Source organism: Sphingopyxis alaskensis RB2256 (assembly GCF_000013985.1).
Classification (GTDB): Bacteria; Pseudomonadota; Alphaproteobacteria; order Sphingomonadales; family Sphingomonadaceae; genus Sphingopyxis; species Sphingopyxis alaskensis.
In genome coordinates this window covers 3,326,399-3,345,170 of the sequence record NC_008048.1, presented here as the reverse complement: position 1 = coordinate 3,345,170, position 18,772 = coordinate 3,326,399, and the positions used below count along the sequence as shown (strand labels likewise).

The window sequence follows — 18,772 nt, the reverse complement described above, 5'->3', positions numbered from 1 at the left end:
GTCGATGTGGCGGCCGCCGGCGAAGGCCGACGACGCACCTGTCTAGGCAAGGCGCGCCGAGTCGATCAAGGGGCGTCTGTGTAAAAATACTGAAATAAAAATCTTGACTCGCCTTGGCTCGCGGAATCGCGCCAGCGGGTATTTTTTCGCTTCATTTTCAAGATTTTACAATAGCAACTCGCGAGCCTTCGCAACGAATCGCAGTAATTCCGCGACTTACCGCGCTGCAACACTATTGCCACCGCGACGTCACAATAGCGGACGCAAAAAAGGACCCGCGGGCGCGAAGCCGACGGGTTCTTTTTGTTCCCTTTCGGGACAGATGAAATCAGGCGATCGCGTTCACGCTCTTGGTCAGGCGCGAATATTTGCGCGCGACCGTGTTCTTGTGCAGCACGCCCTTGGCAACGCCGCGCGCCATTTCGGGCTGCGCCGCCTTCAGCGCGGTCGCGGCGGCGTCCTTGTCGCCCGCGGCGACGGCAGCTTCGACCTTCTTGACGAGCGTGCGAATGCGCGAGACGCGATTCTTGTTCACGACGGCACGCGCCTGGTTGCGGCGGATGCGCTTTTTTGCCTGCGGCGTATTGGCCATAAATTCCTCTAGTCTTTCAAACGGTCAACATGGTCGGAGCGCAGCCGCATCGGAGCAGCCGAATCGCGCGCGGAGCAGCGAATCAATGTCCGGATGCAGCCGGTTCCGGACGTCCGGACCCTGCTCGAAGGGTGCGCGCATAGCGATGAAGGGCGATTTGGTCAATGGTCTTGCGGCGAATATCCCGCCTCATCGCTGGCATTTGCGGCAGTAAAAGGTCGAGCGACCCGACTGCACGACGCGAACGATCGCGCCGCCGCATTCGCAAGCCTCGCCCTCGCGGCCATAGACGCGCCAGTCCTTTGCGAAATAACCAAGGTCGCCATCGGGGCTCAAAAAATCGCGCAGCGTCGATCCGCCAGCAGCGATCGCGGCGGTGAGCACCGCCCTGATCGCGGACACGAGCGCGGCAAGTTTGGCCTTGGGCACACCGGCGGCGGGCATCAGCGGCGAAATGCGCGCCATGTTGAGCGCCTCGCAGACATAGATGTTGCCGAGCCCCGCGACGACATTCTGGTCGAGCAGCATCGCCTTCACCGGCGCCCGGCGCGCCGCGAACGCCCGTGCCAGCAAGGCCGCGTCGAAATCGTCCGACAGCGGTTCGGGGCCGAGCGTCACGAAGGCCGCAAAGCTGGCCAGCGGATCGCCCGCGACCAGATCGATCGAGCCGAAGCGCCGCGGGTCGTGGAGAAAGAGCCGGTGCCCCGCGCCGGTTTCGAGGAGCAGATGGTCGTGCTTGCCGGGCTCGCCGCCCTCGGTCCGCCAGCGTCCCGACATGCCGAGGTGAAAGATCATATGATCGTCGCGGTCGGTCGAGACGATGCCATATTTGGCGCGGCGCGAAAGCCTGGTCACGGTCGCACCCGTCAGCCGCTGCGCGAGGTCAACGGGAAAGGGGCGGCGAAGGTCGGGGCGGAAGGTGGTGACGGCGGCCAGCCGTTGTCCTTCGAGAAAGGGGACAAGGCCGCGCACGGTGGTTTCGACTTCGGGAAGTTCGGGCATCAGGCTTGCCCCGCTACGCGCCATTTGCTTGCGCGGCAAGGCTTGGCTAAAGGCCGACGCACCAGATGACCTCCCCCGTAAAAGGCGCGCAAACGATGGCCACTCCCGATACCGTCAGCTTTGGCTATGAGCAGGTTCCCGCGGGCGCGAAGACCGCGATGGTCGGCGAGGTGTTCAGCCGTGTCGCGCGCAAATATGACATCATGAATGACGCGATGTCGGGCGGGATGCACCGATTGTGGAAGGACCGTTTCGTGCGCCGCGTCAAGCCGCGCGCGGGCGAGGCGATCCTCGACATGGCGGGCGGCACGGGCGACATCGCCTTTCGCATGGAGCCGTCGGGGGCGAACATCACGGTCGCGGACATCAACCCCGACATGCTGGGCGTGGGAATGGAACGGGCGGCGGCGCGCGGTATCGACAGTCTGGTCTGGTCCGAACAGAATGCCGAAAAGCTGACATTCCCGGATCGCTTTTTCGACGCCTATACGATCGCTTTCGGCATCCGCAACGTCACCGACATTCCGGCGGCGCTGAGCGAAGCGCACCGCGTGCTGCGCTTTGGCGGGCGCTTTTTCTGCCTCGAGTTTTCGACCAACCAATGGCCGGGGTTCGCCGAGGCCTATGACGCCTATTCGCACCATCTGGTGCCGAAGCTCGGCAAGCTGATCGCGGGTGACGAGGAAAGCTATCGTTACCTCATCGAATCGATCCGCCGCTTTCCGCCGATGCCCGAATTCGCCCGGATGATCGGCGAGGCGGGTTTCACCGCGGTCAAAGTCGAACCGATCCTCGGCGGACTCGTCGCGATCCACAGCGGGTGGAAGGCGTGAGCCGGCACCGTCCCGCGAGCGCCCCTGCGAAGGCAGGGGCCGATCTCCTTGGGACCGGTCATCGCCCCGGCGCCCGCTGGCTTCCCCCGTTCGCGGGCGCGGCGACGTGCAGAGCGGCGGCCGAATGACCCGTCCCGTCACCCATATCCTGCGCCTGCTGAAATGGGGCCGCATCCTCGCGCGCCACGGCGCGCTGCGCGGCATCGAGACGGCACCGGCGACGCCCCCAGGCGTCAAGCGGCTGTGCCGGATCGCACGGTTCGGCACGATCCAGCCCCGGATTCCCGACTATGCCGCCGCCTTTCAGGCGATCGGGCCCGCCGCGGTCAAGCTGGGGCAGACGCTGGCGACGCGGCCCGACCTGGTCGGCGAGGAAGCCGCGCGCAACCTGCTCACCCTGCAGGATGCGCTGCCCCCCGTCGCCTTCGCGCGCATCCGGGAGGAGATCGAGGCGACCTTCGAAGCGCCGCTCGAAAGCCTCTATAGCGAGTTCGATCCCGATCCCGTCGGGTCGGCGTCGATCGCACAGGTCCACCGCGCGGTCACCACCGACGGACGCCGCGTCGCGGTGAAGATTCGCCGACCCGGCATCGACAAGCAGTTCGCGCGCGACATCGAAACCTATGAATGGGCCGCCGCGCATCTGGAGGCGCTCGGCGGCGAGGCGTCGCGGCTGCGCCCGCGGCAGGTGATCGCCAATTTCCGCCGCTGGACCTTGCGCGAGCTCGACCTGCGGCGCGAAGCGGCCTCCGCGTCGGAACTGTCCGATGCAATGGCGGCAATCCCCGAATATGAGGTGCCCGCGATCGATTGGGACCGCACCAACAGCCGCGTGATGACGATGAGCTGGATCGACGGCATCAAGATTTCGGACCGCGACGCGCTGGTCGCCGCGGGGCATGACATGGAAAAGCTGGCGGCGAACCTGGTCCACGCCTTTTTGCGGCAGGCGATTGCCGAGGGGTTCTTCCATGCCGACATGCACCAGGGCAATTTGTTCGTGAAGGCCGACGGGACGATCGCCGCGGTCGATTTCGGCATCATGGGGCGGATCAACCGCCAGGCGCGCTATTGGCTCGCCGAGATCCTCTATGGGCTGACGACCGGCAATTATCGTCGCGTCGCCGAAATCCATTTCGAGGCGCAATATGTGCCCGATTATCACAATGTCGACGAATTCGCGACCGCGCTGCGCGCGGTCGGCGAACCGATGCGCGGCAAGCCGGTGAGCGAGCTCAGCGTCGGGCAGATGCTCGACGGGCTGTTCGCGATCACGCGCGATTTCGACATGCAGACGCAGCCGCACCTCCTCCTGCTTCAGAAAACGATGGTGATGGTCGAAGGCGTCGCGACGATGCTGAACCCCCGGATCAACATGTGGGACGTGTCGGGACCGTTTGTGAAGGAGTGGATCCGCGACGAACTGGGGCCCGAGGCCGCGCTCGCCGACGGGCTGCGCGAGCAGGGCCGGACGCTGGCGCTGATCCCCGACATCATCCGCCGTCTCGATGAACAATTGCCGCGCAAGGGCGCCGCACCGCCCGCGCCGCCGCTGCCCGACGTCACGCTGATGTGGGAAAGAGGCGAGCGGCGCGTCTGGTGGCGCTATGCGCTCTCCGCGCTGATCGGCGCGGCGGCCGGGGCCGCGGCGCTGAACTGGCTCGGTTGATTCGGAAACCCGATGCGCATATCTTATGCGCAAGGAGAATGGCGATGAACCGTCCGGCGCGATTCGAAGGCCCGAAAAAACCGACCAATGTGTCGTTGAACGCCGAACTGGTCGAGGAAGCCCGGCGGCTGGAGATCAATGTCAGCGAAGCATGCCAGTCGGGGTTGGCGGCCGAGGTGAAGAAAGCCCGCGAGGCCGCCTGGAAAAAAGAAAATCGCGCCGCGATCGAAAGCTGGAACGACTATATTCGCGAGAACGGGATGCCCTATGACGAGTATCGGCAGCTTTGAATGGCGCGATATGACGTCTATCCCGGCGCCCCCGGTCGCGGGCTGCTTCTCGATTGTCAGGCGGACGTGCTCGATCATCTGGCTTCGCGCGTCGTCGTGCCGTTGATGCCGGTCGCGGAAGTCGAGCCAATCCCGCGGCTGAACCCGCTTTTGACGGTCAACGGTCAAACCCTGGTGATGGCGACGCATCTGATCTTTGCGATCCCGCTCGATCGCCTGCAGCGCCCGGTGGCCAATCTTGAAGCGGAGCATTATGCGATCATGAGCGCGCTCGACATGTTGACCACGGGGTTCTGACAGATGACCAGGCCCCGCATCCTGCTGATCGTCGGCGGCGGCATTGCCGCCTATAAGAGCGTCGAGCTTGTCCGCCTGTTGCGCAAGGCCGACATGACCGTGCGCTGCGTCCTAACGCGCGCGGGCGAGCAGTTCGTGACGCCATTGACCCTCGCGGCGCTCAGCGAGAACAAGGTCTATACCAGCCTCTTCGACCTGACGGACGAGGTCGAGATGGGGCATATCCAGCTATCCCGCGAGGCCGATCTGGTCGTGGTCGCGCCCGCCACCGCCGACCTGATGGCCAGGATGGCGGCAGGCATCGCCGACGATCTGGCGACAACCCTGCTGCTCGCGACCGACAAGCCGGTGCTCGCCGCGCCCGCGATGAATGTCCGCATGTGGCTGCACCCGGCGACGCAGCGCAATATCGCGGCGCTGCGCGGCGACGGGGTGACGGTGATGGAGCCCGACGAGGGCGAGATGGCGTGCGGCGAATATGGCCCCGGACGGCTGCCCGAACCCGACGCGATTTTTGCGGCGATCGAGGCGGCGCTCGCGAACGCGCCCGCGCCGTCGGTCCTGTCGGGACAGCCCGACTTCGCCCCCGCGAACCACCGCCCGCTCCACGGGCGGCGCATCCTGATCACCGCGGGGCCGACGCACGAGCCGATCGACCCCGTGCGCTATATCGCCAACCGGTCGAGCGGCAAGCAGGGCTTTGCAATCGCCGCCGCCGCCGCCGAGGCAGGCGCCGAGGTGCTGCTGATCGCCGGCCCCGTCCCGCTGCCGACGCCGCCGGGCGTGATCCGCGTCGATGTCGAGACCGCGGTCGAAATGGCGACCGAGGTCGAAGCGGGGCTGCCCGTTGACGCCGCGATCATGGTCGCCGCGGTTGCCGACTGGCGCGCCGCAGAAAGCCAGGCACAGAAGATCAAGAAGGATGGCAGCGGACGGGTTCCGCCGCTCGCGCTCGCGGAAAATCCCGACATATTGGCGAGCGTCGCCCAATCATCCCGACGCCCGCCGCTGCTGATCGGTTTTGCCGCCGAGACCAACGACGTCATCGCGCACGCCGAGGCAAAGCTCGCGCGCAAGGGATGCGACTGGATCGTCGCCAACGATGTGTCCGCCGACCCCATGGGCGGCGAGAGCAACCGGGTGCATATCGTTAGCAACGGCGGGGTAGACAGCTGGGACCGTTTGCCCAAAGCGGTCGTCGCCCGCAAATTGATGGAAAAGATTGCCGATGAGCTTGACCAACGCGCCCCCCTCGAACGTGATTGAAATCGCGATCCAGCGCCTGCCGAACGGCGGCGGCCTGCCCCTGCCCGCCTATGCGTCCGCTGGCGCCGCGGGGATGGATGTCGTCGCGGCCGAGACGCTGACGATCCGCCCCGGCACGCGCCACGCGGTCGCGACGGGGTTCGCGATGGCGATCCCGCTGGGCTATGAAGTGCAGGTGCGGCCGCGGTCGGGGCTGGCGCTCAAACATGGCATCACCTGTCTCAACACGCCGGGGACGATCGACAGCGACTATCGCGGCGAAGTAAAGGTGATCCTCGCCAATCTGGGCGACGAAAATTTCGAGGTGAAGCGCGGCGACCGCATCGCGCAGCTGGTCCCTGCCCCGGTGCAGCGCGCGACCTTTGCCGAGGTCGACAGGCTGGACGACACCGCGCGCGGTGCGGGCGGCTTCGGATCGACCGGGATCGAAAGCGACGCCGCCGACGAAACCGCGAACGCCGCCGGCCTCGCCTCGCTGTCGGGCATCAAATTGCGCCGACCCGCCGAATAGTGCTGAACGACGCCGAACTCGACCGCTATGCCCGCCAGATCATTCTGCCGGCCTTTGGCGGCACGGGTCAGGCGAAGCTGAAAGGGAGCCATGTCGCGATCATCGGCGCGGGCGGCATCGGCTGTCCGGCGATCACCTATCTCGCCGCGGCGGGCGTCGGCAAGCTGACGATCATCGACGATGACCATGTCGAGCTTTCGAACCTGCAACGCCAGCCGCTGTTCACCGACGCCGACGTCGGCGCGCCGAAGGCGATGGTCGCGGCCGATGCGGCGTGGCGGATCAATCCGCATGTGGAAGCGATCGCGGTGGCCGAACGGCTGGACGAGGCCAATGCGGCGGCGCTGCTGGCGGGCGCGAGCCTGATCCTCGACGGCTGTGACAATTTCGCCACGCGGCTGGCGGTCAACCGCGCGGCGGTGACGCTGCAAATCCCTTTGCTCTCGGCCGCGATCGGCGCGTTCGAGGGGCAGGTCGCGCTGTACGAGGGCTGGCGCGGCGAGAGCCCCTGTTACGCCTGCCTGGTCGGCAACGATCCCGACCGGCCGGGGATCAACTGCGCCGAACAGGGCGTGATGGGCGCGCTGGCGGGGATGGTCGGGACGATGGCGGCGCTGGAAACAGTACGCGCGCTGTCGGGCTGGGGCACGCCACTGGTCGGGCGCCTCGCGATCATCGACATGCTCGACCGGCGCTGGCGCGAAGTGGCGGTCGCGAAGGAACCGGAGTGTCCGATATGCCGGGGCTGAACATCATCGTCGCGGCGGCCGAGGGGCGGCGCTTTTGCGCCGCGCTCGAAACCGCGATCGCCGCCGTCGCGCTGGGCCAGCGGGCGCGCCTGTTCTTGCAGGGCGACGCCGCCGCGCTGCTGCGCGCGCCCGCGGGCTTTGCGGGCGACGACGCGCGGCGCGCGGCGGGGCTGCCGGGCCTCGGCGAACTGATCGAGGAAGCGCTGGCGAGCGGGATCGAGATGGTCGTGTGCCAGTCGGGGCTGGCGGTCGCGGGCCTCACTGCCGACCGGGTCGTCGCGGGCGTCAGGGCGGGCGGGGTCGTCAGTTTCCTGGCGGCGGTCGCGGCGGAGGATCATATTCTGGTGTATTGACCAGTTCTCGTCGCCCCCGCGAAGGCGGAGGCCGCCATCAACCGTGCGCCATGCCGCCAGCGACCCCCGCCTTCGCGGGGGCGACGGCTTCTTTCTAAGGATTGTCGCAGACCTTGATCGCATCGGGCGCGGGACGGTCGCCTTCGGGGACGAAGCGCGCGAGATAGCCGCCCGCGTGCTGTTTGTCGTCATAGGAGACGAGCTTGTAGCCCACCGCCTCGAACTCGCAGACGAGCAGGCGGAAGGGCGTGCCATGCTGGGCGATCGGACGGTCGCCGTCGACGACGATCACCTGCCCGCCCTCTCGCAGCGCGGGGCGCAACCGCCAGAGGAAGGCATAGGGTTCGCCGATCTCGTGATACATATGCACCATGAACACACGGTCGAAGCTGGCGGCGGGCAGGCGCGGATCGTCGACCGCGCCCAGCTTCAAGGAGACATTGTCGAGCCGTTCGCGCGCGACACGGTCGGCGAGCCGTTCGATCACCTCGGGAATGATATCCTGGGCAAGCACGCGCCCGCCAGGGCCGACGCGCTGCGCAAGGCGGACGGTATAATAGCCGTCGCCGGCGCCGATGTCGGCGACGGTCATGCCGGGGCGGACGTCGGCCGAGTCCATGACGTCCTCGGCCTCGTTGACGCGGTCTCGCGCCTCTTCGGTCGACCATTTTGTCGAGACGGTCGGCGCGACCGGGCGGTCGGCGGGCGGAAAGTCGCGCGCGGTTTCGATGCGGCTGCGATCCTCGCTCCACGGGCCGTCGCAGCCACCGAGCAGCGCCAGCAGCGCCAGCGCAGCGAGGGCGCCGCGCACCATCAGTCGATGTCCTCCACCTCGACCTTTTCGCCCGTCACCTTCTGCGACAGCGCCGCCGCCATGAAGGGATCGAGGGCGCCATCGAGAACGTCGCCCGGCGCGGTCGAGGTGACGCCGGTGCGCAGATCCTTCACCAGCTGATAGGGCTGGAGCACATAGGAACGGATCTGGTGGCCCCATCCGATCTCGGTCTTCGCCTGATATTCGCCCGATGCCGCGGCCTCGCGCTTTTGCAGTTCGGCCTCATAGAGCCGCGCTTTCAGCATTCCCATCGCGGTCGCGCGGTTCTTGTGCTGCGAACGATCATTCTGGCTGGCGACGACGATGCCCGTCGGGATGTGCGTGATGCGCACCGCCGAATCGGTCGTGTTGACATGCTGGCCGCCCGCACCCGAGGCACGATAGGTGTCGATCTTGAGGTCGCCCTCGTTGATCTCGATCTCGATATTATCGTCGATCACCGGATAGACCCACACGCTGGAAAAGCTGGTGTGACGGCGCGCCGAGCTGTCATAGGGCGAGATGCGGACAAGACGGTGGACGCCGCTTTCGGTCTTGGCATAGCCATAGGCATTCTCGCCCTTCACCAGCATCGTCGCCGACTTGATGCCCGCCTGTTCGCCCGCCTGATATTCGATCAACTCGACCTTCATTCCGCGCTTTTCGGCCCAGCGCATATACATGCGCTGGAGCATTTCGGCCCAATCCTGGCTTTCGGTGCCGCCCGCGCCCGCGTGGACTTCGATATAGGCGTCGTTGCCGTCGGCCTCGCCGGCGAGCAGCGCCTTTACCTTATCCTCTTCGGCGCGCGCGGCGAGCGCGGCGAGGCTGGCGACCGCCTCGTCGACCATCGCCTCGTCACCTTCCATCTCGGCCAGCTCGATCAGCTCGGCGGTGTCGGCGCATTCGCGCTCGATCGCGCGCGTCGCGGTGATCGCCTCGTCGAGTCGACGCCGTTCGCGCATCACGTCCTGGGCGGCCTTCGGATTGTCCCACAGCGTCGGGTCTTCGACCTTGGCATTGAGCTCGTCGAGGCGCCGCACCGCGCGGTCCCAGTCGAGAAAGCGGCGCAGCAACGCGAGAGCGGCGGTAATCTTGTCGATGTGATCCAGCGCTTCGGCGCGCATGTCGTTGCTCCTGAAAAATGTTGACCCTAGGGCTTCGCGGCCTTCAAGGAAAGGCGGGTCGAACGAAGGCGCGCGGCGTCAGATAATGCCGCCGCGATCCTCCAGAAACTCGCTGTCGCTCCGACGCCCCGGCGTTTGCTGAACCGGCGCGTCCTGCCGCTGCGGCGGTTTGGGAGGCCTGATTTCGTCCTCGCGGATCGTCCGCCGCGGCTCGCTTTCAGGCTTGAAGGCTTCCCAGATAATTGCCGCCAGGGGATCGGTCCCCGGCCAGCTGCCATAGACGCGGCGCCCCGAGCGGCGATCGATGCGGACCATTCGTATCCCCTTGGGCGCTGCAAAGGGAATCGGCTGACGATCGGCGAGCGCCTCGAGCGCGAAATCCTTGAAAATCGGCGCCGCATAGCTGCTGCCCTGCGCATAACCACCCATGCTGCGCGGCTGGTCAAAGCCGATATACATGCCCGCGACGACATCGGGCGTGCCCCCGACGAACCAGACATCATTCGGTCCCGAGGTTGTGCCGGTCTTGCCGAATAGGGGAACGCCAAGGTCGCGCAGCCGCACTGCTGTGCCGCGCTGGACGACGCCTTCGAGCATGTGGACGACCTGATAGGCGGTCATCGGGTCCATCAGCTGCCGTCCCGAGCGCGCGAAGCGCGGCATCGGGCGGCCGTCCCAATCCTTCATGTTGCAGCCGTCGCACGGTTTCCAGTTCCGGGGAAAGATCACCTTGCCGCGGCGATCCTGCGCATAGTCTATCACCCGCGGTTTGAGTTCGCGTCCATGGTTTGCAAGCATGGCATAGGCGTTGGTCATCTTTTCGACCGTCGTGGACCCGGCACCGAGCGCGGTCGACAGATAGGGTTCGTGCTGGCCGATGCCCATCCGGGCGATCATTTCGACAACCGGCTCCATGCCGATCTGGCTCGCCGCGCGCACCGTCATCAGGTTGCGCGACTGTTCGAGCCCCCAGCGCATCGTATGTTCGCCGCTGCCTCCCGAATTGCCGAAGTTGCGGAAACATTTGTTGCCCAGCGCCGCGCCCTGATAAACGCAGAAGGGCCCGTCGACGATCATCGTCGCGGGGGTCATGCCATTGTCGAGCGCGGCGGCGTAAACGAAGGGCTTTATCGTCGATCCCGGCTGGCGCTCGGCCTGGGTCGCGCGGTTGAAGGGCGACAGGCGGACGTCGAAACCGCCCTGCATCGCATAGATGCGCCCCGAATGCGGACTTTCGACGACCATGCCGCCCGACACTTCGGGAATGTTCCGCAGGGCGTAGCTGCTGCCGCCGGTCGATTTGACCGCGATGAGATCGCCCGGACGGAGCGCCGAAAAGGCGCTGCCGCCGGTCTTGCGATAGCCCATCGTCGCGGCGCTGGCAGGAAGCGTGCCGGTGTCGCCATCGGCGAAGCCGATGCGCGCCGCGCCCGCGCTTTTCGACAGCACCGCGGCAATGCGCCAATTGTCATAGTCGATGCCGATGAAACTCGACGCGAGGCGGCTCTGCCACTGGTCGTCGGCCTCGATCGTCGCGATCGGCCCTGACCAGCCCTTGCCCGCATCATAGCGTTGCAATCCCTTGCGCAGCGCGCGCGTCGCCGCCGCCTGCATCTTGCCGTCATAGGGCGTGCGCACCCAGAGGCCGCCAGCATAGACGCTGTGCGGGCCGTCCTCGGCGGTTTCGCCGAACTCGGCGATCAGCTGGCGCCGCACCTCTTCCATATAATAGCCGCCGACCTGGGCCACGGCTCGGTTGCCGCTGGTCGTGAGGCCGAGCGGCATGGCGCGCGCGGCGTCGCGCTGCGCCGTGGTGATCCAGCCATTGTCCTCCATCGCACCGAGCACGAAGTTGCGCCGCTCGATCGCGTCGCGCTCGAAACGCGCGCGGCCATAGCGTTCGGGCGCCTTGGGCAGAATGGCGAGGAAGGCCATTTCGTGCAGCGCCAACTCGTCGACATCCTTGTCGAAATAGGCGCGGCTCGCCGCCTGGACGCCGAAGCTGCGTCGCCCGAGGGGGATTTCGTTGAGATAGAGTTCGAGGATCTGTTCCTTGGTCAGCGCATCCTCGATCCGCATCGCGAGAATCGCCTCGCGAATCTTGCGGCGATAGCTCAGCTCGTTGGTGAGCAGCAGGTTCTTCGCGACCTGCTGGGTGATCGTCGACGCGCCGACCGGACGGCCGCTGTTCGACAGGTTGGTGATGACCGCCGACACGATGCCGGGATAGTCGATGCCGCCGTGGCTGAAGAAGGTTTTGTCCTCCGCCGCAAGGAAAGCGCGCACGAGCAGCGGCGGATATTCGCTATAGTCGAGCTGGACGCGGCGCTCGCGCGCATAGCTGTGCACCGGCTTGCCTTCACCGTCGCGCACCATGGTCGGCAGCGGCGGTTCATAGGTGCGCAGCTGGTCGACCGAGGGCAGGTCGCGCGCGAAGATCGCCCAGATGAGCGCGATACCGGCGAGGCCCGCGAGCGCAAGATAGCCCAGCCAGCGGAACCAGCGCCGCGTCCACATCTCGCGGACCCAGGCGATGATGGCGTTGCTGTCGCGGCGCAGCCGCAGGCGGAAATCGGTCGAACGGTCGGCGGCCATATGTCCCGCCTCTAAAGCGTGGATCGCCGAAAGGGAAGCGTGCTTGCGGCGGAGCGCGCCGGGATCATCGCGCACAGCCGCGGGCGCTGACCGGCCAGATGTCGATCAGCGTGTCGCCGTCGACGACATGATAATGGTCATAGAGGTTCACCGTCGGGTCGCAGTGCGGCACGGTCAGGCTGACGGGATCGCCGGGATGCAGCATGTCGCCGATGCCGGGGGCGATGAGCGCGGCATGTTCGTCGCCCATGAAGGCGAAAAAGGCGGTTTCGGGCGCGCCGCGCCGGACCGCCGCCACCCCGCCGTCGGTCGAGAGCGACTTGAAACCCGCGTCGATCGTGACGAGGCCGCTGTGGTTGGCGCTGACGACGCGCGCATCGACCGCGAGCGCGACCTCGAACGGCGCGGCTTCGCCCTCCGCCAGCTCGCAGTCGAGATATTGCTTGTCCATGAAGACATAGCTGCCCGCCTGAAGCTCGGTAAAGACACCGAGGTCGAGGTCGATGCGGTGCGTGCCGGTGCCCGACCCGGTGACGATCGGTGGCGCGAAACCGGCGTCCGCCAGCGCGGCGATGACCCCCTGCAAATAGTCCGTGCGCTCGATGATCGCGGCGCGGCGTTCGGCATAGCTTTCGATATGCTGCTGTGACCCGCAATAATATTGCACGCCGCGCCAGGCGAGGCCGGGCAAGGCGTCGATCGTCTGCGCGAGCGCGACCGCCGCTTCGGCCGACGCGACGCCAGTGCGTGCGATGCCGGGGTCAATGTCGATGATGACGTCGAGCCGCGCACCCTCGACCGCAAGCGCCGCGTCTACGCGCACGGCGACCGCGGGATGATCGACGACCGCCATCAGCCCCTCGGCGCGCGCCGCCAGTTTCGCAAGACGCGCGATCGCGGCGGGGGCGGCGACGGGCGAGGTGATCAGGATGCCGGTGATGCCGCCATCCGCCAGTATTTCGGCCTCGCCGATCTTTGCGCAGCAGACGCCGACCGCCCCGGCATCGAGCTGGCGGCGCGCGATATCGACGCTTTTATGCGTTTTGGCATGGGGGCGCAGCGCGACGCCCGCCGCCTTGGTGAGCGCCGCCATGCGGGCGATGTTGCGGTCGAGCGCCTCGCGGTCGAGAATCAGCACCGGGGTGTTGAGGTCGGCGCGGCTCCCCTGCCGACCGATCAGCGCGTCGTGCAGGAGGCGGTCGCTCGTCATGCGAAGAGGCTTTCGAGATGGGGATTCAGGAATTTGCCCGCCGGGTCGGCAGCGCGCCGGACCGCAATGTAGCGCGGCGCCATCGGGTAGAGGGTGGCGACGTCGGCGCGGGTCAGGCTGTGGCGCTTGGCCCAGTGCGGGCGCCCGCCATGGCCACGAAAAATCGCTTCAGCCTCGGCAAACAGATTTTGCCAGGGTATTTTCGCATATTGGTGCATCGAAATGGCAGCGACCGGCCCGGCGTTCATCGGGCTCATCCAGATGTCGTCGGCGGCGACGGAGCGATATTCGAAAGGAAAGGTCACCGGCAGGCGTTTTCTGCGAATCCAGCCGACGACCTCTTCGAGCGTCTCCAGCCCGACGGCGCGCGGCATTTCATATTCCATTTCCTCGAAGCGGATCGTGCGGTCTGACGGAAAGATGCAGTGCGCGGGACCGCGGCGGCGCCCCGCAATCGGGCTTTTCATCATCAGTCGCTGGAGGAAGGGTGTGAGGAAAGGGAGGCGCGCCGATACATTGAGGATGCGGCGAAAGGTCGCCTCCTCCATGTCGGTCGTCGTCGGCGGCGGATCGCACGGGTCGCACGGGTCGAGCGTTTTCAGGATCACCTGGTCGCTGTGCGGAAAGAACCAGAATTCGACGTGACGATGCCGCTGCGCCAGCGCGTCATAGCTTTCGCGCACCTCCGCCCAGCGGCGCTTTTCGATCCGTTCGGCGAGGTGAAAGGCGGGGACGACCGCGACGTCGATTTCGGTGACGACGCCGAACAGGCCGAGCGACAGGCGCTGCGCCTGATAGAGATCGGCGTTGGTCTGCGCGTCGCACCAATGCACCTCGCCCGCCGCATCGACGAAGCGGAAGCCGCGGGCAAAGGTCGACAGCGAACCCAGGTCGATCCCGGTGCCGTGCGTGCCCGTCGCCATCGCGCCCGCGAGCGACTGCGGATTGACGTCGCCCTGATTGGCGAGCGCGAGGCCATGGTCCCAGAGCGCCGCGGTCAGCCGCCGGATGCTCCAGCCCGCGGGGATGCGCGCGGTGCGGCGATCGGGTGCGACGCGGATCTCGCCCGGCATCGCGTCGAGGCTGACGATCAGCTCGTCCGATTCGCAGAGCGGCATGAAGCTGTGTCCCGCCCCCGCGACGCGCAGCCGGTGCGCGCCGCGAATCAACGCCGCGAGTTCGTCCTCGCTTTGCGGGCGCGCTATCGCGGCGCGCGCGGCGACGCTGCCCGACCAGTTGCTCCAGCTCATGCCGCTCCCTCCTTCGCTCCCGACAAGGCTGCCGTCACTCGGCCGCAAGACGCCGCGCGAAATGGATCTGCACCGCTTCGCGCACGCCGCGCGCCACCTTTTTGCGCCCCGACGCCGAGGCGAGAAATGCGGCGTCACCCTTGTTCGAGAGAAAACCCGTCTCGAACAGCACGGACGGCGTATCGGGTGCCTTCAGCACGACGAAGGAGGCAAAGCGGTGCGCGGTGGTGCGGAATGTCATCTCGTCCGACGCCTCGCGCTGGAGCAGGCGGGCAAATTCGGCCGAAGCGTTCATCGTTTCGCGCTGGGTCAGGTCGATAAGGATCGACGACACGGCATCGCCATGCGCCCCCAGATCGACGCCGTTGATGATATTCGCCTTGTTCTCGCGCGCCGCAAGCCGTGCCGCCTCGCGGTCGGATGCGACTTCGGACAAGGTATAGACCGACGCGCCGTGCGCCTCGCTGTTCTCGGCAGCATCGGCGTGGACCGAAATGAAGAGGTCGGCCTTCAGCCGCCGTGCGATGCCATAGCGTTCCTCGAGCACAAGGAAGCGGTCGTCGTCGCGGGTGAGCGCGACGCGGACGCGGCGCGAGGCGAGGAGTTCGTCGCGGATCGCGCGCGCGATCGCCAATGTGACGTCCTTTTCACGCCGACCATTGTGCGGCGAAATCGCGCCCGGGTCGTGCCCGCCGTGCCCCGCGTCGATCACCACGAGCGGCAGGCGATTATCGTCGGGTCCCTCGATCCGCGGCAGCGGCACCGCGGGCCGGGGCTTGCCGATCGGAACGGTGACGCTGTAGCGCCGGGCCGGTCGCCGCGCGCGAAACGCAAGGGTGACAGGATGCTCGGCGCGCGGGCGATCGGCTGCGGCGCCCCCCGTCGGCGGCGTCGCGATCAGGCCGATAAGGGCGAGCAGCATCATGGCGCGTCTATGCCGTCCGACGTGGCGATTGGTCCAGCGCTTATTCGAAATGACCCGATTCCAGCGCCCTGCGAGATTGAATCGAGCATGGAAGATGGCGCAGCGACGACGGCCTTTTATGCGAAAGGCGGCACCGGCCACGCATGACATTCTTGCAACTGTGAACGGCGATCCCATCTTTGGCAGCGGTTGTGGTTGCCGTCGGCCCGTGCCGATGCTAGCACCCCATCACTGACGGCGTCCTTTCCGGTGCCGTCCGGCCTTTTGAGGGGAAGGCCTGGTCCGCGAAACTCGCGGAACATGGTCGCCTTGGTGCCGGACATGCGGGCAAGGACACGCCTGCCGCCAGCCCACCCGGTTGACCGGACAGTCGGGGCGTTCGCTTGCAAGCCCGCCCTGCCCGCCCGCTCACCCCGTAACAGGTTGATGCCGCATGAGGCTTGCCATGCCCTCTTCTCATCCCGACGCGGGCGCTTTTGCCCCGCTCGCCGGACGGGAAGACCGCATGCGCGTCCAGGACCGGACGCAAGCCGCCTTCGGCAATAACGATTTTTGTCTTTTCACCCTTATCCGCCGCGACTCTCCGCCAGGAGTGTCTGCGGGATTTTTTGATGGCGCGCTGCGGCGCGCTTGGAGTGTTACCAATGACCACGCGCATGTTGATCGACGCGCGGCACCGGGAAGAAACCCGGGTCGCCGTCACCAAGGGAAACCGCATCGAGGAGTTTGATTTCGAGTCCGCCGAGCACAAGCAGCTCAAGGGAAATATCTATCTGGCCAAGGTAACCCGCGTCGAACCGTCGCTGCAGGCGGCGTTCGTCGAATATGGGGGCAACCGCCACGGATTCCTGGCATTCAGCGAAATCCACCCCGATTATTACCAGATTCCCAAGGAAGACCGCGAAGCATTGCTGCGCGAAGAGGCCGAACATGCCGCCGCCGCGGCGCAGCGTGCCGAGGACGATCTCGACGAGCTGGAGGGCGATGTCGCCGACGTCGAGGAGCATGACGACGAAAATGGCGACGCCCCCGCGCCCGAAACGATCGGCGAAGGCGAAGGCGAGGACGACGGCGAGAATGGCGATGCCGACAATGGCGACGCCGATGGCGAAGAGGGCGCCGAGGAGGGCAGGGAAAACCGCGGCGACCGCAAGCGCCGCGGGCGCGACGGGCGCAAGGGCGGCCGGGGCCGCGGCCGACGCAGCGACGAGGAGGATGGCGAAAGCCGCATGTCGCTGCGCCGCCGCTACAAGATCCAGGACGTCATCCGCCGCCGCCAGGTGATGCTGGTGCAGGTCGTCAAGGAAGAGCGCGGCAACAAGGGGGCGGCGCTCACCACCTATCTGTCGCTGGCCGGCCGCTACTGCGTGCTGATGCCCAACACGATGCACGGTGGCGGTATCAGCCGCAAGATTTCGAACGGCGCCGATCGCCGCAAGCTGAAGGCGATGATCGACGAGATGAACCTGCCGCCGACGATGGGCTGCATCGTTCGCACGGCGGGCATGAGCCGTACCAAGACCGAGATCAAGCGCGACTTCGACTATCTCGCGCGCCTGTGGGACGAGATTCGCGAAAAGACGCTGGCGTCGAGCGCGCCCGCGCTCATCCATTCGGACAGCGACCTGATCAAACGCGCGATCCGCGACATTTATCACAAGGACATCGAGGAAGTGCTCGTCGAGGGCGACGAGGGCTACAAGGCGGCGAAGCAGTTCATGAAGCTCTTGATGCCGAGCCACGCGCGGCGCGTGAAGCAATATGCCGATCCCGTCTCGCTCTATCAGCGCTACGGCGTCGAAGACCAGCTTGCCGGGATGCTCAATCCCGTCGTCCAGCTGAAATCGGGCGGCTATCTGGTGATCAACCCGACCGAGGCGCTGGTGTCGATCGACATCAACTCGGGCCGGTCGACGCGCGAGCATAATATCGAACAGACGGCGCTCAGCACCAATCTGGAGGCCGCGGCCGAAATCGCGCGCCAGCTGCGCCTGCGCGACATGGCGGGGCTGATCGTCATCGACTTCATCGACATGGATCATGGCTCGAACGTCCGCAAGGTCGAGCGCGCGATGAAGGAGGCGCTGAAGAACGATCGCGCGCGCATCCAGGTCGGCCGCATTTCGGGTTTCGGCCTGATGGAAATGAGCCGCCAGCGGCTGCGCACCGGGGTGCTCGAAGCCTCGACGCGGCCCTGTCCGCATTGCGAGGGCACCGGGCTCGTCCGCACTGCATCGTCGGCGGGGCTCAGCGCGCTGCGCCTGATCGAAGAGGAAGCGGCGCGCGGCAAGGGCAGCAAGATCACGCTGCGTGCGAGCCAGGAAGCGACCTTCTACCTGCTCAACGAAAAGCGCCGCGAACTGCACGAAATCGAGGAGCTTTACGGCGTCAGCGTCGAAATCCTGCCGGACGGCGAGACCGAGGGCGCGCGCATGGCGATCGAGGTCGGCGGCCCGCCGCCCACCCAGCGCCGCAGCTTCGCCCCGATCGAGCCGATCGAGGATGATGAGGACGACATCCCCGAAGAGGAGGATGAAGAGGAAAGCGACGAGGACGCATCGGACAGCCGCGCGCCCGCGCGGGCCCGTGACGAAAGCGACACCGATGGCGAGGGCCGCAAGCGCCGCCGCCGTCGTCGCCGCAGCCGCCGCGGTCGCCGCGACGAGGAAGGCACCGAAGGCGCCGAGGATGCGCCCTCCGCGGTGGACGATGTCCAGGAAACGGCAGGCGACGCCGAAGCCGCGTCGACGACCGACGAGGCACCGGGAACCGATGCCGAGGCCGAACCTGCCGCGAAAAAACCGCGCCGTCGCGGCGGACGCGGGCGCAAGAAGGGCGACGAGGCCAATAGCGCAACCGACGCCGACGCAGCGACCGCCGAACCGGCACCGGAGCCCGAAGCGGCGACCGACGCGCCGCTGCCGCAAGCAGCCGACGCAACGGTCGAGGCAGTCGCGGCCGAAGACAAGCCGAAACGCAAACGCGCACCGCGCAAGACCAAGGCGGCGCTGGCCGCCGAGGCTGCAGCGGAGGCCGAAGCGGCCGAAGCCCCCGTCACCGACGCCCCTGCCGAAGCCGCCGAACCCGCGCCGAAGAAGCGCGCGAGCCGAGCGAAAAAGGCCGTCGCAGCCGAAGCGACCAGCGAAGCTGCGACCCAAAGCGCCGCCGAACCGGTCGCCGCCGACGCGGGCGAGACCGGCGAGGCGGCGGATGGCGAACCGCGCCGCGGCTGGTGGCAGCGCACGTTCGGCAATTGATCGTCCCGACCGATCGGGCGACAATCGGTCGC

General features: G+C 66.8%; 17 protein-coding genes. 9 read left to right on the top strand and 8 right to left on the bottom strand.

Features of this window, described 5'->3' with window-relative positions:
• Positions 1-328: 328 nt before the first annotated feature.
• Together rpsT and mutM are read right to left on the bottom strand one after the other, a co-directional pair.
• Positions 329-592, bottom strand: a complete 264-nt coding sequence (gene rpsT, locus SALA_RS16185; protein WP_011543453.1) for a 30S ribosomal protein S20 — start codon at positions 590-592, stop codon at positions 329-331.
• 189 nt (positions 593-781) lie between these two features.
• Positions 782-1,594: a bifunctional DNA-formamidopyrimidine glycosylase/DNA-(apurinic or apyrimidinic site) lyase gene (gene mutM, locus SALA_RS16180; protein ID WP_011543452.1), complete on the bottom strand. Its 813-nt coding sequence runs from the start codon at positions 1,592-1,594 to the stop codon at positions 782-784.
• 95 nt (positions 1,595-1,689) lie between these two features.
• Between mutM and SALA_RS16175 the strand changes: the two genes are divergently transcribed.
• The 8 genes from SALA_RS16175 to SALA_RS16140 all read left to right on the top strand — a co-directional run bounded on the left by SALA_RS16175 (position 1,690) and on the right by SALA_RS16140 (position 7,562).
• Complete coding sequence (locus tag SALA_RS16175; protein ID WP_041383468.1) at positions 1,690-2,427, top strand: class I SAM-dependent methyltransferase; 738 nt, start codon at positions 1,690-1,692, stop codon at positions 2,425-2,427.
• A gap of 124 nt (positions 2,428-2,551) precedes the next feature.
• Positions 2,552-4,096, top strand: coding sequence for a 2-polyprenylphenol 6-hydroxylase (ubiB, locus tag SALA_RS16170; RefSeq protein ID WP_011543450.1), 1,545 nt, complete (start codon positions 2,552-2,554; stop codon positions 4,094-4,096).
• Positions 4,097-4,140: 44 nt separating this feature from the next.
• A complete protein-coding gene (locus SALA_RS16165; RefSeq protein WP_011543449.1) occupies positions 4,141-4,386 on the top strand; it encodes a type II toxin-antitoxin system CcdA family antitoxin in 246 nt (81 codons plus the stop codon).
• The gene (locus SALA_RS16160; protein ID WP_011543448.1) at positions 4,387-4,683 is read left to right on the top strand and encodes a CcdB family protein; all 297 of its coding nucleotides are present in this window, start codon (positions 4,387-4,389) and stop codon (positions 4,681-4,683) included.
• Between the two features lie 3 nt (positions 4,684-4,686).
• Positions 4,687-5,949: a bifunctional phosphopantothenoylcysteine decarboxylase/phosphopantothenate--cysteine ligase CoaBC gene (coaBC, locus tag SALA_RS16155; RefSeq protein WP_011543447.1), complete on the top strand. Its 1,263-nt coding sequence runs from the start codon at positions 4,687-4,689 to the stop codon at positions 5,947-5,949.
• The gene (dut, locus tag SALA_RS16150; protein ID WP_041383467.1) at positions 5,912-6,460 is read left to right on the top strand and encodes a dUTP diphosphatase; all 549 of its coding nucleotides are present in this window, start codon (positions 5,912-5,914) and stop codon (positions 6,458-6,460) included. The genes coaBC and dut overlap by 38 nt, the downstream gene beginning before the upstream one ends.
• Positions 6,460-7,209 carry a HesA/MoeB/ThiF family protein gene (locus SALA_RS16145; RefSeq protein ID WP_011543445.1) on the top strand — a complete coding sequence of 250 codons (750 nt, stop codon included), beginning with the start codon at positions 6,460-6,462 and terminating at the stop codon, positions 7,207-7,209. Before dut ends, SALA_RS16145 begins: the two co-directional genes overlap by 1 nt.
• Positions 7,197-7,562 carry a DsrE family protein gene (locus tag SALA_RS16140; RefSeq protein ID WP_011543444.1) on the top strand — a complete coding sequence of 122 codons (366 nt, stop codon included), beginning with the start codon at positions 7,197-7,199 and terminating at the stop codon, positions 7,560-7,562. Before SALA_RS16145 ends, SALA_RS16140 begins: the two co-directional genes overlap by 13 nt.
• Before the next feature lie 94 nt (positions 7,563-7,656).
• Here the strand turns inward: SALA_RS16140 and SALA_RS16135 are convergent, their stop codons facing one another.
• The 6 genes from SALA_RS16135 to SALA_RS16110 form a co-directional block, all read right to left on the bottom strand.
• Entirely contained in the window at positions 7,657-8,376 is a 720-nt protein-coding gene (locus SALA_RS16135; protein ID WP_011543443.1) for a class I SAM-dependent methyltransferase, read from the bottom strand.
• Positions 8,376-9,503, bottom strand: coding sequence for a peptide chain release factor 2 (gene prfB, locus SALA_RS16130; RefSeq protein WP_011543442.1), 1,128 nt, complete (start codon positions 9,501-9,503; stop codon positions 8,376-8,378). The genes SALA_RS16135 and prfB overlap by 1 nt, the downstream gene beginning before the upstream one ends.
• Positions 9,504-9,581: 78 nt before the next feature.
• Entirely contained in the window at positions 9,582-12,098 is a 2,517-nt protein-coding gene (locus tag SALA_RS16125) for a penicillin-binding protein 1A (protein ID WP_011543441.1), read from the bottom strand.
• Between the two features lie 64 nt (positions 12,099-12,162).
• On the bottom strand, positions 12,163-13,308 hold the full coding sequence (locus tag SALA_RS16120) for a DSD1 family PLP-dependent enzyme (protein WP_011543440.1): 1,146 nt from the start codon (positions 13,306-13,308) through the stop codon (positions 12,163-12,165).
• Positions 13,305-14,558 carry a D-arabinono-1,4-lactone oxidase gene (locus SALA_RS16115; RefSeq protein WP_011543439.1) on the bottom strand — a complete coding sequence of 418 codons (1,254 nt, stop codon included), beginning with the start codon at positions 14,556-14,558 and terminating at the stop codon, positions 13,305-13,307. Before SALA_RS16115 ends, SALA_RS16120 begins: the two co-directional genes overlap by 4 nt.
• 34 nt (positions 14,559-14,592) lie before the next feature.
• On the bottom strand, positions 14,593-15,660 hold the full coding sequence (locus tag SALA_RS16110) for an N-acetylmuramoyl-L-alanine amidase family protein (protein ID WP_011543438.1): 1,068 nt from the start codon (positions 15,658-15,660) through the stop codon (positions 14,593-14,595).
• Positions 15,661-16,127: 467 nt separating this feature from the next.
• On the opposite strand from SALA_RS16110, the gene SALA_RS16105 reads away from it, so the two are divergent.
• On the top strand, positions 16,128-18,740 hold the full coding sequence (locus SALA_RS16105; protein WP_192807428.1) for an Rne/Rng family ribonuclease: 2,613 nt from the start codon (positions 16,128-16,130) through the stop codon (positions 18,738-18,740).
• The last annotated feature ends 32 nt before the right edge of the window (positions 18,741-18,772 follow it).

Excerpts from the sequence above, each read along its gene's own strand:
- rpsT (WP_011543453.1), bottom strand. The coding sequence starts at position 592 with ATGGCCAATACGCCGCAGGCAAAAAAGCGCATCCGCCGCAACCAGGCG.
- mutM (WP_011543452.1), bottom strand. The coding sequence starts at position 1,594 with ATGCCCGAACTTCCCGAAGTCGAAACCACCGTGCGCGGCCTTGTCCCC.
- SALA_RS16175 (WP_041383468.1), top strand. The coding sequence starts at position 1,690 with ATGGCCACTCCCGATACCGTCAGCTTTGGCTATGAGCAGGTTCCCGCG.
- ubiB (WP_011543450.1), top strand. The coding sequence starts at position 2,552 with ATGACCCGTCCCGTCACCCATATCCTGCGCCTGCTGAAATGGGGCCGC.
- SALA_RS16165 (WP_011543449.1), top strand. The coding sequence starts at position 4,141 with ATGAACCGTCCGGCGCGATTCGAAGGCCCGAAAAAACCGACCAATGTG.
- SALA_RS16160 (WP_011543448.1), top strand. The coding sequence starts at position 4,387 with ATGGCGCGATATGACGTCTATCCCGGCGCCCCCGGTCGCGGGCTGCTT.
- coaBC (WP_011543447.1), top strand. The coding sequence starts at position 4,687 with ATGACCAGGCCCCGCATCCTGCTGATCGTCGGCGGCGGCATTGCCGCC.
- dut (WP_041383467.1), top strand. The coding sequence starts at position 5,912 with ATGAGCTTGACCAACGCGCCCCCCTCGAACGTGATTGAAATCGCGATC.
- SALA_RS16140 (WP_011543444.1), top strand. The coding sequence starts at position 7,197 with ATGCCGGGGCTGAACATCATCGTCGCGGCGGCCGAGGGGCGGCGCTTT.
- SALA_RS16135 (WP_011543443.1), bottom strand. The coding sequence starts at position 8,376 with ATGGTGCGCGGCGCCCTCGCTGCGCTGGCGCTGCTGGCGCTGCTCGGT.
- prfB (WP_011543442.1), bottom strand. The coding sequence starts at position 9,503 with ATGCGCGCCGAAGCGCTGGATCACATCGACAAGATTACCGCCGCTCTC.
- SALA_RS16125 (WP_011543441.1), bottom strand. The coding sequence starts at position 12,098 with ATGGCCGCCGACCGTTCGACCGATTTCCGCCTGCGGCTGCGCCGCGAC.
- SALA_RS16120 (WP_011543440.1), bottom strand. The coding sequence starts at position 13,308 with ATGACGAGCGACCGCCTCCTGCACGACGCGCTGATCGGTCGGCAGGGG.
- SALA_RS16115 (WP_011543439.1), bottom strand. The coding sequence starts at position 14,558 with ATGAGCTGGAGCAACTGGTCGGGCAGCGTCGCCGCGCGCGCCGCGATA.
- SALA_RS16110 (WP_011543438.1), bottom strand. The coding sequence starts at position 15,660 with ATGGGATCGCCGTTCACAGTTGCAAGAATGTCATGCGTGGCCGGTGCC.
- SALA_RS16105 (WP_192807428.1), top strand. The coding sequence starts at position 16,128 with ATGACCACGCGCATGTTGATCGACGCGCGGCACCGGGAAGAAACCCGG.